The sequence below is a fragment of the Parasphingomonas halimpatiens genome (genome assembly GCF_036663795.1).
Lineage (GTDB): Bacteria > Pseudomonadota > Alphaproteobacteria > Sphingomonadales > Sphingomonadaceae > Sphingomonas.
The window spans coordinates 1-12,104 of the sequence record NZ_JAXOJP010000041.1 but is presented as its reverse complement, the minus strand read 5'-3'; the positions used below and the strand labels follow the sequence as shown (position 1 = coordinate 12,104).

General features: G+C 65.8%; 13 protein-coding genes and 1 pseudogene. 5 read left to right on the top strand and 9 right to left on the bottom strand.

Annotated features, from left to right (window positions below):
* Nucleotides 1-97: 97 nt before the first annotated feature.
* Together U1839_RS23615 and U1839_RS23610 are read right to left on the bottom strand one after the other, a co-directional pair.
* Nucleotides 98-1,594: a flavin-containing monooxygenase gene (locus U1839_RS23615; protein ID WP_332806021.1), complete on the bottom strand. Its 1,497-nt coding sequence runs from the start codon at nucleotides 1,592-1,594 to the stop codon at nucleotides 98-100.
* A gap of 72 nt (nucleotides 1,595-1,666) precedes the next feature.
* Nucleotides 1,667-2,119 (bottom strand): MarR family winged helix-turn-helix transcriptional regulator, encoded by a 453-nt coding sequence (locus U1839_RS23610; protein ID WP_332806020.1) that lies wholly within the window; start codon nucleotides 2,117-2,119, stop codon nucleotides 1,667-1,669.
* 129 nt (nucleotides 2,120-2,248) lie between these two features.
* Between U1839_RS23610 and hppD the strand changes: the two genes are divergently transcribed.
* Both hppD and hmgA read left to right on the top strand, forming a co-directional pair.
* On the top strand, nucleotides 2,249-3,322 hold the full coding sequence (hppD, locus tag U1839_RS23605) for a 4-hydroxyphenylpyruvate dioxygenase (RefSeq protein WP_332806019.1): 1,074 nt from the start codon (nucleotides 2,249-2,251) through the stop codon (nucleotides 3,320-3,322).
* Nucleotides 3,323-3,535: 213 nt separating this feature from the next.
* Nucleotides 3,536-4,828, top strand: a complete 1,293-nt coding sequence (gene hmgA / locus U1839_RS23600) for a homogentisate 1,2-dioxygenase (RefSeq protein WP_332806018.1) — start codon at nucleotides 3,536-3,538, stop codon at nucleotides 4,826-4,828.
* 10 nt (nucleotides 4,829-4,838) lie between these two features.
* Here hmgA and U1839_RS23595 read toward each other — a convergent pair whose 3' ends face one another.
* The 4 genes from U1839_RS23595 to U1839_RS23580 are packed head-to-tail and all read right to left on the bottom strand — an operon-like array spanning nucleotide 4,839 to nucleotide 7,698.
* Nucleotides 4,839-6,245, bottom strand: coding sequence for a coniferyl aldehyde dehydrogenase (locus U1839_RS23595; RefSeq protein ID WP_332806041.1), 1,407 nt, complete (start codon nucleotides 6,243-6,245; stop codon nucleotides 4,839-4,841).
* 19 nt (nucleotides 6,246-6,264) lie between these two features.
* On the bottom strand, nucleotides 6,265-6,699 hold the full coding sequence (locus U1839_RS23590) for a hypothetical protein (protein ID WP_332806017.1): 435 nt from the start codon (nucleotides 6,697-6,699) through the stop codon (nucleotides 6,265-6,267).
* Complete coding sequence (locus U1839_RS23585; RefSeq protein ID WP_332806040.1) at nucleotides 6,696-7,415, bottom strand: prepilin peptidase; 720 nt, start codon at nucleotides 7,413-7,415, stop codon at nucleotides 6,696-6,698. Before U1839_RS23585 ends, U1839_RS23590 begins: the two co-directional genes overlap by 4 nt.
* A gap of 28 nt (nucleotides 7,416-7,443) precedes the next feature.
* The gene (locus tag U1839_RS23580; protein ID WP_332806016.1) at nucleotides 7,444-7,698 is read right to left on the bottom strand and encodes a hypothetical protein; all 255 of its coding nucleotides are present in this window, start codon (nucleotides 7,696-7,698) and stop codon (nucleotides 7,444-7,446) included.
* A gap of 106 nt (nucleotides 7,699-7,804) precedes the next feature.
* On the opposite strand from U1839_RS23580, the gene U1839_RS23575 reads away from it, so the two are divergent.
* Together U1839_RS23575 and U1839_RS23570 are read left to right on the top strand one after the other, a co-directional pair.
* On the top strand, nucleotides 7,805-8,206 hold the full coding sequence (locus U1839_RS23575; RefSeq protein ID WP_332806015.1) for an acyl-CoA thioesterase: 402 nt from the start codon (nucleotides 7,805-7,807) through the stop codon (nucleotides 8,204-8,206).
* Nucleotides 8,207-8,301: 95 nt separating this feature from the next.
* Nucleotides 8,302-9,489, top strand: coding sequence for an acetyl-CoA C-acyltransferase (locus U1839_RS23570; protein ID WP_332806014.1), 1,188 nt, complete (start codon nucleotides 8,302-8,304; stop codon nucleotides 9,487-9,489).
* A gap of 30 nt (nucleotides 9,490-9,519) precedes the next feature.
* Here the strand turns inward: U1839_RS23570 and U1839_RS23565 are convergent, their stop codons facing one another.
* On the bottom strand, nucleotides 9,520-9,969 hold the full coding sequence (locus tag U1839_RS23565) for a GNAT family N-acetyltransferase (RefSeq protein WP_332806013.1): 450 nt from the start codon (nucleotides 9,967-9,969) through the stop codon (nucleotides 9,520-9,522).
* A 20-nt stretch (nucleotides 9,970-9,989) separates the two neighbouring features.
* Nucleotides 9,990-10,493 carry an SH3 domain-containing protein gene (locus tag U1839_RS23560; RefSeq protein WP_332806012.1) on the bottom strand — a complete coding sequence of 168 codons (504 nt, stop codon included), beginning with the start codon at nucleotides 10,491-10,493 and terminating at the stop codon, nucleotides 9,990-9,992.
* Between the two features lie 108 nt (nucleotides 10,494-10,601).
* Between U1839_RS23560 and U1839_RS23555 the strand changes: the two genes are divergently transcribed.
* The gene (locus U1839_RS23555; protein ID WP_332806011.1) at nucleotides 10,602-11,591 is read left to right on the top strand and encodes a 2-hydroxyacid dehydrogenase; all 990 of its coding nucleotides are present in this window, start codon (nucleotides 10,602-10,604) and stop codon (nucleotides 11,589-11,591) included.
* 126 nt (nucleotides 11,592-11,717) lie between these two features.
* Here U1839_RS23555 and U1839_RS23550 read toward each other — a convergent pair.
* Nucleotides 11,718-12,104, bottom strand: a pseudogene (locus tag U1839_RS23550) (IS481 family transposase); the annotation flags it as partial.

Sequence of the window (12,104 nt, the reverse complement as noted above, 5' to 3'; positions counted from 1 at the left end):
GCCGATTAGTTCGGTCGAACGAACAATGCAACACTCCGCGCAAAAACGTCCGCCCATTCTTAAACGGGCGAACGGGCGAGCTGTTCCATCGTGACGATTAGGCCGCGACCGGCTCCTTCGCCGGTGCGGCGACCACGGCCGCCGGCACGGGGTTCGAAAACTCCATGTCATCGTCGACCGAGCCGAATTTCAGCGTGACGAGGTCCTTGGCGTAATTCTGGTAGAGCTTCCACGGCTTGCGGTCGCCCTGCTTGGGGAACTTCTCCATCGCACGCGTGACATAGCCCGAGCTGAAATCGAGGAACGGCTCGGGCTCGAGCGGCGCGCCGGTGATGCGCGGCGTCGCCTGGCGCAAGCCGCGTGCTTTCATCGTGTTGAGCAGGCGGCAGACATAACCGCAGGTCAGGTCGGCCTTCAGCGTCCAGGACGCATTGGTATAGCCGAACGACGACGCCAGATTGGGCACGTCGCTATACATCATGCCCTTGTAGTTGAAGGTCTTGGACAGATCGACGGGCGCGCCGTCGACGCTGAACGCGACGTCGCTGAGCAGTTGCAGTTCGAGCCCCGTCGCGGTGACGATGACGTCGGCGGGCAGAACCTCGCCCGATTCGAGCTTGATGCCTTCGGGCACGAAGCGTTCGATCCGGTCGGTGACGACCGACGCCTTGTCGCTGCGCAGCGCCTCGAACAGGTCGGCGTCGGGCACCAGGCACAGCCGCTGATCCCAGGGATTGTAGCGCGGCGTGAAGTGCTTGCCGACGTCATAGTCGGGGCCAAGCTCCTCGCGGACCATCGCGATCAGGCGCTCCTTGGTCTTCTCCGGGCGCTTGCGAGCGAGGTTGTAGAAGAACATCTGGAACAGCACGTTGCGCCAGCGCACCAGCCCATAGGCCAGTTTCGACGGCAGATGGCGCTTGAGCCGGTTGGCGAAGCTGTCCTCGGCCGGGCGCGACACGACATAGGTCGGCGAGCGCTGCAACATCGTTACGTGCGCGGCACTCTCGGACATTGCCGGCACCAGCGTCACCGCGGTCGCACCGCTGCCGATCACCACGACGCTCTTGCCCGAATAGTCTAGGTCCTGCGGCCAGAATTGCGGATGGACGATCCGACCAGCGAAATCCGCCGCCCCGGGGAAATCGGGCGTGTGGCCCTGCGCGTAATTATAATAGCCTGAGCACATGTGGAGGAAGTTGCAGGTAAAGGTCACCGGCCCGTCCGGCGTATCTGCCTCGACCGTCCAGCGCGCGTCGGGCGTCGACCAGTTGGCGCGCTTGACGTGATGGCGATAGCGGATGCGGCGATCGATGCCGTACATCCGCGCGGTTTCGTTGACATAGTTGAGGATCGACGGGCCGTCGGCAATTGCCTTGGCCTCGGTCCATGGGCGGAAGGCATAGCCCAGCGTGTACATGTCCGAATCGGAGCGGATACCCGGATAGCGGAACAGGTCCCAGGTCCCGCCCATCGCCTCGCGCCCCTCGAGAATCACAAAGCTCCGGTCGGGGCAACGCTCCTTGAGATAATAGCCCGCGCCGATACCGGATATTCCGGCGCCCACCACAACCACGTCGAAATGTTCTGCTGTCATCGTCGCCTCCACAATACCCGATATTCGATTTTTCTCGGGACGCAAAGAGCGGGTGTCCACTTAATGGCGAAATCAGCCGGTCACAGGGTCCAGCGCGGCGGCGGCAATCTCGATCCGGTCGAGCATCGTCCGGAACCGCGCCAACTCGTCGGACGTGAACCCGGCGAAGATGCGCGCCTCCAGTTCCAGTGCCTTGGGCGCAACGCTTTCGTAGAGCGCCCTGCCCGGCCCGGTCAGCGACAGCAGGTGCGAGCGCTGGTCGCCGGGATTGGGCTTGCGCTCGACGAGCCCGCGCTCGACCAGCGCGATCGCCGCGCGACTGACGCTGACCTTGTCCATGCGGGTCGACGCGACCAACGCCTGCTGCGTCACGCCGCCGGCTTCGGCGATCACCGCGACCAGCCGCCATTCCGGAATGCGCAGCCCGAACATCGCGTGATAGGCCGTGGCGACCGCCTCCGACACGCGGTTCGACGCGATCGACAGTCGATAGGGCAGGAACTGGTCGAGCTTTAGCTGGGTCATTGCCGTCCTCCGCCCGGCGTGATGGGCGAGCGGCGGCGCGGAAACAAGTTCGCGACGGCGTTGTTTCGATGGACGGACTCGCCGAATCGCGATATAGTTTCAACTGATACTAAATCCGGAGCCTCCCCGATGACCGATCGCCAAGACAATCCCATGGGCCTCGACGGCTTCGAATTCGTCGAATTCACCGGACCCGACCCCGATGCGCTGGCCGATCTGTTCGTCAAGATGGGCTTCACCCATGTCGGCACGCACCGCTCGAAGAATGTCCGGCGCTATGCGCAGGGCGACATCAACTTCCTGCTCAACATGGACGCCGGCGGCCAGGTCGCCGATTTCCGCAAGGAACATGGGCCGTCCGCCAACGCGATGGCGTTCCGCGTCGCCGATGCGGCCAAGGCGCTCAAGCTGGCGGTCGAGCGTGGCGCGACGCCGGTCGAGGGCAAGGTCGGCCCGGCCGAACTCAACATCCCGGCGATCGAGGGGATCGGCGGCGCCAATCTCTATCTCGTCGACCGGCGTGGCGCAGCAACGATCTACGACATCGATTTCGAGCCTGTCGCGGGCAGCGGCGCGGACGATCACAGCGTCGGCCTTCACACGCTCGACCATCTCACGCACAATCTGCAGCGCGGCCGGATGGATTATTGGGCGAATTATTACGAGCGCATCTTCAACTTTCGCCAGATCCGCTATTTCGACATCGAGGGCCAGGCGACCGGCCTTTTCTCCAAGGCGATGACCGCGCCCGACGACAAGATCCGCATCCCCTTGAACGAAAGCCAGGACGAGCATTCGCAGATCGAGGAGTTCATCAAGGACTATAAGGGCGAAGGCATCCAGCACCTCGCGCTGGCGACCGACGACATCTTCGCCACCGTCGACAGGCTGCGCGCCAATGGCATCCGCTTCCAGACCACGCCGCAAACCTATTTCGACCTGATCGACAAGCGCCTGCCGGGCCACGGCCACGACATCGAGGAAATGCGCAAGCGCGACATCCTGATCGACGGCGCGCCGGAAACAGGTGGTGGGCTGCTGCTGCAGATCTTCACCGAGAACATGGTCGGGCCGATCTTCTTCGAGATCATCCAGCGCAAGGGCAATGACGGCTTCGGCGAGGGCAATTTCAAGGCGCTGTTCGAAAGCATCGAACTCGACCAGATCCGGCGCGGCGTGGTGCCGGGCGTGGTCGAGGCGTAATTTGACCTCCCTCTCCCCTCAGGGGAGAGGGTTGCGCAGACTTGGTCCGCGTCCTTCACGCGGGCCTAGTCGGAGCTGGGCGAGGGGTGGTGGCGCTCTTGCGCCGCGCGGTCGCGGAGCGACCGCTCACCCCTCTCCCAACCTCCGCTAGGCAGCAAGCTGCCAAGCTACGGTATCCCTCTCCCCTTTCAGGGGCGAGGGAAAGGAGAGAAGATGACCGATCCCAATTACATGACAGGCTTCGGCAACTATTTCGCGACCGAGACGGTACCCGGCGCCCTCCCCGTCGGCCGCAACTCGCCGCAAAAGCCGCCCTTCGGCGTCTACGCCGAGCAGCTGTCCGGAACCGCCTTCACCGCGCCCCGCCACGAGAACCACCGCTCCTGGCTCTACCGCCTGCGCCCGTCCGCCGCGCACCCCGCCTTCACGCGCTATGACGGCGCGCCCTTGTTCGCGCGGGGAGTCAGCGACGCTCCCCTCGCCCCCAACCGGCTGCGCTGGAGCGCGCTCGATATCGAGGACGCCGACTGGCTCGACAGCCTGACGACGATGATGGTCGCCGGCGATGGCGGCCCGGCCAGCCAGGCAGGGGTGGCGATGCACGTCTATCGCGCGCGACGCGACATGGTGAACCGAGCGTTCGTCTCGGCCGACGGCGAGATGCTGATCCTGCCCGAACAGGGCGCGCTACGACTCCTGACAGAATTCGGACGCATCGATGTCGCGCCCGGCCAGATCGCGCTGATCCCGCGCGGCGTGCGCTTCCGCGTCGAACTGCCCGACGGCGCGGCGCGCGGTTATGTCGCGGAAAATCACGGTTCGCCCTTCCGCCTCCCCGATCTCGGCCCGATCGGCGCGAACGGTCTCGCCAATCCGCGCGACTTCGAGACGCCTGTGGCGTGGTTCGAGGATGTTGAGGGCGAGTATCAACTCGTCCAGAAATTCCTCGGCGATTTGTGGAGCACGCCGCTCGGCCGCTCCCCACTCGATGTGGTGGCGTGGCACGGCAACTACGCGCCGTGCCGCTACGACCTGGCGCGCTTCAACACGATCGGCACGGTCAGCTTCGACCATCCCGATCCGTCGATCTTCACGGTGCTGACATCGCCGAGCGACGTGCCCGGGACGGCGAACGTCGATTTCGTCATCTTCCCGCCGCGCTGGATGGTCGCCGAGGACACCTTCCGTCCGCCCTGGTTCCACCGCAACACGATGAGCGAGTGCATGGGGCTGCTCTACGGCGCCTATGATGCCAAGGCGGAGGGCTTCCAGCCCGGCGCACTGTCGCTGCACAACCAGATGAGCGGACACGGCCCCGATGTCGCCAGCTGGCAGGGCGCGAGCAAGGCAGACCTGCAGCCTTATAAGATCGAGGGCACGATGGCCTTCATGATCGAAAGCCGCTGGGTGTTCCGGCCGACCGACCATGCGTTGCAGACCGGCACGCTTGACGCGGATTATGACGCGGTGTGGACTGGGTTCCCCAAGGCGACGTTGCCCCGCTGAACGCCAGCGCCTACTTCATCTGCCGCTTCGCGCTCGCGACCGTCGCCTTGCCGTAAGGCGGCTTGAGCCCGGCGAGCTTGGCGACGTCGAGCTTCGCCTGCTTGTAGATCGCCTTGGCGTGGCTGAAGGTGCGGAAGCCCTCGGCACCATGATAGGCGCCCATGCCCGACGGGCCGATGCCCCCGAACGGCAATTCCTCCATCGAGAGATGGAAGATCACGTCGTCGAGCGTCACGCCACCCGAGATCGTCGTATCGAGCACGCGCCGGCGCTCGCCCTCGTCGTTGCCGAAATAATAGAGCCCGAGCGGCCGGTCGCGGCGATTGACCTCGCCGATCGCCTGGTCGATCCCGTCGTAACGGCGGATCGGCATGATCGGGCCGAAGATTTCCTCCTGCATCACGGTCATGTCGTCGGTCGCGTTGCGGACGATGTGCAACGGCATCTTGCGCGCGTTGGAGGCCGAGAAATCCTCGTTGCCCGGATTGACCGTGTCGATCGTCGCGCCCTTGGCGCGCGCGTCGTCGAGCCAGTCGTTGAGGCGCTGGAAATGCCGGTCGTTGATGATCGCGGTATAGTCGGGATTGGCGAGCAGCGTCGGGTACATCGCCGTGACCGCCGCCTTGAGGCCATCGACCACCGCCTCCTCCTGCGCCGATGGCACCAGCATGTAATCGGGCGCGAGGCAGATCTGGCCGGCGTTGAGCATCTTCCCCAGCGCCACGCGCTCGGTCGCCCGCGCCATGTCGACGCCCTTGCCGAAGATCACCGGCGACTTGCCGCCGAGTTCCAGCGTAACCGGCGTCAGATTGTCGGCGGCGGCATGGAGGATATGCTTGCCGATGCCCGTCGCGCCGGTGAAGATCAGGTGATCGAACGGCAGCTCGGCAAAGGCCTTGCCCACCTCGGATCCGCCCGAGATGAAGGAGAGTTCATCGGCCGCGAAATAGCGCGGGCACAGTTCTTCGAACAGCGCCGCGACGCGCGGCGTAAACTCGCTGGTCTTGACCATCGCGCGGTTGCCCGCGGCGAACACCCCGGCGAGCGGCGACATCACCAGATTGACCGGGAAATTCCACGGCGCGATCACGCCGACCACGCCCTTGGGCTGATATTCGACCCACGCCCTGGCGCCGAGCAGGCCGAGCGGAAACTGCACCGGGCGCTTGTCGCGGCGCGACCAGCGATCGAGCGACTTGAGCGCATGGTTGATCGGCGCGACCGACGCGGCAATGTCGGTGATCAGCGATTGCTCGCGGCTGCGATGGCCGAAATCTTCCGACAGCGCGTCGCAGAAGGCGTCGCTATGCTCGCGCAACATCGCCGCGGCGCGCTTGAGGCGATCCTTGCGTACGGCCAGGCCGACCGGCAACTCGGCCATGAACGCGGCGCGCTGCGTCGCGAGAATCTCGTGCATCGTCGTCATCTTGCCCCCCTCAGGTACAACCGATCATCCCCGCGACCGGCAGCACCACGCCATCCTTGCCCTCGCGGTCGAGCCGCAACACTGCCTCCGGCACCGCCCCGCCGTCCTTGAGGTCGGCGCGCGTCTTGACGCTCATCACCAGCGTCGCGGTCGTCGTGCCCGCACGATATTCGGCCGTCTCGGCAAAGCCGAACCCGGCCGCGCCGTGCTGGCTGTCGCGCGGCAGGTCGGTGACCGACCCGTCGATCGACAACCGCAATAGCGCCGGGTCCGCGCTGACCATCGCGACCAGCGTGCGGGTCGCGCCAGTGCTCCACAGAAAGGCGGCACAACCGTGCGGTGGCAGCGTCTGGCGCGGCAGCGCGCCCAGCGGCAGGCCGTCGGCCGACGCCGGCGGCACGCTTTGGGCGAGAAGCAACGCGGACAGGATCACGGCAATGCTCATGCCGCACTGCCTAGCAGGAACAACCATGCCGGGTAAGCCGCGATCGCCAGCAGCGCGCCGAACGGCACGCGATCGTCGAGCTTTGCCGGACGCCCCGCGATCATGCCGACCAGCACGACGGCGAGTCCCGTCAGCGCGGCAATCAGTAATATGACCGGCAGCATCGCCCAGCCCAGCCACAGGCCGATCGCACCGAACAGCTTGGGATCGCCGCCGCCAAGCCCCTCGCGCTTGCGCCACAGGCGATAGGCCTGGCCGACTGTCCACAGGCCGGCAAAACCGGTGAGGCCACCGATCAGTCGATCGGTCAGCAGCGGATCGATCCCGATCGCGCCTGTGATCACGCCGCCCAATGCGAGCGTCGCGGTGAGCCGGTCGGGCAGCCAATATGCGGCGATATCGAGCGCGGCGAGCGTCAGCAACAGCCAGCCAAAGGCCGCGCCGGCGACCGCCACCGGGCCCGGTACGGCGACGCCCGCCAATATCCCGATGGTGGCGGCTGCGAGTTCAATCTGCCAGTGGCGCGGATCGATCGGCGCGGCACAATGCCGGCAGCGCCCGCGTGTGGAAAGCGCACTCAGCAGCGGCATGAGGTCGCGCGGCCCGAGCGCCCTGTCGCAAGAGTCGCAGTACGAGCGACCCGACAGTACCGATCGCCCGGCTGGCCAACGGATCACCAGTGTTGCAAGAAAACTGCCAATGATCGCGCCGAGCACGCCCAGCGCGACCGGCCACCCCCAGCCATCAGCCACTGCGTTTCTTACGGATCAGGTAGCGATAGACGCCGAGCAGGTTGATCCCGAACAACACGGCATTCTGCGTGCCGAGCGCCCAGTCGTGCGACAGCGCGGCACCGGCGAACCAGGCGACCGACGAGCCGACGAACAGGACGAACCCCCAGCCCGTCACCTTGCGCCCCGAATCGAGCGAGACCATCAGCGCGGCGATGATGCCGCTGCCCGAGGCCAACCATTTGAGCACGGTGATCAATGTTTGCATCGGGCGGAGATAGGCGGATGTGACGGGCACGTCTGCCGATAATTTGCGCGCAGGACGGGTCTTGCCGCTCGCTAATTCTTTCCGTTTACGTTAAGCAGGAGCCATGATGGCCCCCACCTTCGCGTCGCACACCTACAATGTGGAGATCGACCCGGCCGACATCGACTTCATGGGTCATGTCAACAACGCCAGTTATCTGAAATGGGTGCAGGCGGCGGTGATCAATCACTGGCAGCGTTTCGCGCCGGCCGAGGCGGTCGCCGAGCATCTGTGGGTCGCGCTCAAGCACGAGATCACCTACCGCAAGCCGACCTTTCTCGACGATGTCGTGATTGCGACCGTGCTGCTCGAAAAGGTCCAGGGCGCGCGCGCTTTTTACGAGACCGTCATCCGACGCGGCGAGGAAGTGCTCGCCGAAGTCAAGTCGAGCTGGTGCTGCCTCGACGCGCAGACGCTGCGCCCCGCACGGGTCGCGCGCGAGGTGATCGAGCAATTCTTCAAGCGCTGATCGGCGCGGCGCGGCGCGAATACCGCCGGTGCGTTTGTAAATGACCGGCAGCGCGACTAGATCGCGGGCACGTCATTCCCGCAGAGGTCGCCCGCATGTCCACCGATCCCGTCGTCATCCTGTCCTATGCCCGCACCCCGATGGGCGGCCTGCAAGGCGCGCTGTCGGGCGCCACGGCGACCGAACTCGGCGCGACCGCGGTCGGCGCTGCGGTCGAGCGTGCGGGCCTCTCGGGCGAGGCGATCGAGAAGATCTATATGGGATGCGTGCTGCCCGCCGGTCTCGGCCAGGCGCCCGCGCGCCAGGCGGCGCTCAAGGCCGGTCTGCCGAACCATATCGAAGCGACGACGGTCAACAAGATGTGCGGGTCGGGCATGCAGGCGGCGATGATGGCGGCCGACGCGCTCGCCGCCGGCTCGGCCGACCTCGTCATTGCCGGTGGTATGGAAAGCATGACCGGCGCACCCTATCTCACGCTGCGCCATCGCGGCGGTGCGCGCATCGGCCATGACCGGCTGATGGACCATATGTATCTCGACGGCCTCGAAGACGCCTATGAACCGGGCCGCCTGATGGGCAGCTTCGCCGAGGAAACCGCGCAACATTATCAGTTCACCCGCGAGATGCAGGACGCCTATGCGATCGCTTCGCTCGAACGCGCGCAGCGCGCCCAGACCAGCGGCGCGTTCGTGCGCGAAATCGTGCCCGTGGAGATCAAGGGCCGCAAGGGCGTCGAGACCGTCAGCCTCGACGAACAGCCTGCCAAGGGTGATGCCAGCAAGATCCCGACGCTGAAGCCGGCCTTCGCCAAGGACGGCACGATCACCGCCGCCAACGCCTCGTCGATTTCGGACGGCGCCGCCGCGCTCGTCATGACGCGCGCCAGCGTCGCCGAACGGCTCGGCCTGGATCCGATCGCGCGCGTGGTGGCCAGTGCCGGCCATGCCCACGCCCCTGCCCTGTTCACCACCGCGCCGGTGTTCGCGATGCGCAAGGCGCTGGAACGCGCCGGCTGGTCGACCAACGATGTCGATCTGTTCGAGGTCAACGAAGCGTTCGCCTGCGTCGCGATGATCGCGATGCATGACCTCGGGCTCAGCCACGACGTCGTCAACGTCAATGGCGGCGCCTGCGCGCTAGGCCATCCGATCGGCGCGTCGGGCGCGCGGATCATCGCCACCTTGCTGTCGGCATTGCAGGCGTCGGGCCAGAAGCGCGGCCTCGCCTCGCTGTGCATCGGCGGCGGCGAAGCGACCGCGATGGCGGTGGAATTGATGAATTAAAGCCACCGATCCTGCGCCTGCAGAACCGGCTCAGCCCAATGTCATAGTGTAATAGCGGCTGAAACCGGTGTCGGTGTAGTCGGCGAAGGGCCCGGTCTCGGTGAAGCCAGTCCGCTCGTATAATGCGCGCGCCGGCGCGAAGGCGTCTGTGGAACCCGTCTCCAGGCTGATCCGACGATAGCCCTGCCCTCGCGCTTGGGCGAGCAGGTGATCCAGCATGATGCCGGCCACGCCGCGCCGCAGCTGCGCTGGCGCGGTGCGCATCGACTTGATCTCGCCATGGCTATCGTCGAGCCGCTTGAGCGCACCCATGCCGAGCAGGTTTGCACCCTCCCATGCCGTCCACAAACTCACGGCCGGATCGCGCAGCCCCGACAGGTCGAGCGCGAACACCGCACCGGGCGGCGAGTTCTCGAACGCCGAGCGCAAATGCAGTTCGAGCAACCCGAGCACCTGCGGATGCGTCAGTTCGTCGGGCACGATCCGCCAGCCAAGCGCGCTCAGTTGATCGCCTCCTGCGGGTCCACACCCCACAAATGGTTGGTCTCGACGAAACCACCCCGCCCATGGACATCGAAATAGCACCAGCCGCGCGCACATTTGCTCAGCCGCCCGACCACACCCGGCGCCGCACGCCACAGGATCTTGCCGCCGAAGCGCGGCGAATCACGCAGCTCGGCAACCATGCCCATTACCAGTGCGGTACGCTTTTCGCTGACCAGCGCGCCCATGATCCAGCCCTGCGTACCGCTCGGATCCTCGACCTTGTACCACGCGCCATGATCGTAGATGTCGAGCACCTTCACCGGCAGGTCGGCGCGCCGGAACAGCCAGCTGGCGGGATAGGTCCGCCCGGGGCCGGTACGCATGCGTGCCTTGCTCGCCGCGATCGAGCCATAATAGGGCGTCTTCTTGTTCACCAGCCCGGCCAGCGCGGGCGCGACGCCGGCGATGGTGAGGGCGATCGCCAGCCCCCATGTCGTCGCCTTGCTTCCGATCCGCATTCATCCGCCCTTTTTTCCGGTCGACCGATATCTACCGCGTCGTCGCACGCCGCATCAACCACCGTTGACGCGGCCGCGCACCTCCGCCAAGCCGCATCCGTGCCCGAAATGAGACGCGTAGCGAACCCCAGGGTGATCGTCACCCGCGAACTGCCCGATGCGGTGATGGACCGCATGGAGCAGCTGTTCGACACGCGCAACAATCGCGGCGACGCGGCGATGACGCGCGACGAACTGGCGGCTGCAATGGCGGACTGCGACGTGCTCGTCCCGACCGTGACCGACCAGATCGATGCCGGCCTGATCGCCGGCGCGGGCGAACGGCTGAAGCTGATCGCCAATTTCGGTGCGGGCGTGAACCATATCGACCTGCGCGCGGCGCGGGCGCGCGGGATCATCGTCACCAACACGCCCGGCGTGCTGACCGAAGATACCGCCGACATGACGATGGCGCTGATCGTCTCCGTGCCGCGGCGGCTCGCCGAGGGCGAAAAGCTCGTCCGCTCGGGCCAGTGGAAGGGCTGGAGTCCTGGCGGCATGCTCGGGCACCGCATTGGCGGCAAGGCGCTCGGCATCGTCGGGATGGGCCGGATCGGCCAGGCGGTGGCGCTGCGCGCGCGCGCTTTTGGCCTTTCGATCCACTACCACAATCGCCACCGCTTACCCGCCGTGCTCGAAGCGCAGCTCGCCGCGACCTGGCATGAGAGCCTCGACGAGATGCTCGCTGCGATCGACATCCTGACGATCCATACGCCGCGCAATGCTGACAGCGAAAACCTGATCGACGCCCGCCGCATCGCGCTGCTGCGCCCCCACGTCTATCTCATCAACGCCTCGCGTGGCGGCATCGTCGATGAGGAGGCGCTGATGATTGCGCTCGAGAATGGACGCCTGGCTGGCGCCGGACTCGACGTCTGGCAGCACGAGCCCGAGATCGATCCCCGCCTGCTGGCGCTGCCCAATGTCGTGATGACGCCGCATATGGGGTCGGCGACGTTCGAGGGCCGCATGGCGACCGGCGACAAGGTGATCGCCAACATCCGCATGTGGGCCGACGGCCACCGCCCGTTCGATCAGGTGCTCGAAGGCTGGGCGTAGCCGGCCCCAACCCGCTCTGAGCGTCAGCTGCCTGGAATCGCGTCACCCGGTTTGGAGCGTGATGCGTGAAATCTGGATCACGATATGCGTAGCAGCGCTATCTTCCTGACTTCCCCGGCGAAGTGTTTAGACCGGAGACAAGGTAGACACCTGTTCGGAGACATGGTGGACGGATTTGACGATGTTTTGTCGCAGGTCGACCTGCGACAAAACATGTCGGCGATAGCAGAGATCGAACACGCCATCGGCGTTGGTGGCGCGCAGGGCGAGCTGGCGGCCGACAAAGGCTTTCGAGCAGTTGATCTTGCGCCCTTTGAAGCTGAGCCAGGCGTTGTGAAGAACCTTACGGACATGGGCCTGGGGTTCGTAATCGGGCGGTGCGATGGTCTCGGGCACGGCGCGCTGGCTCATCGTGTAGCGGCTGGACGGCGTATCGAGACCGATCCCCTCATGCGGGCGGATGTCGTTGTAGACCTTGCGCCAGCGATCGAAGGCTGTCTGTGCGGTGGCGAG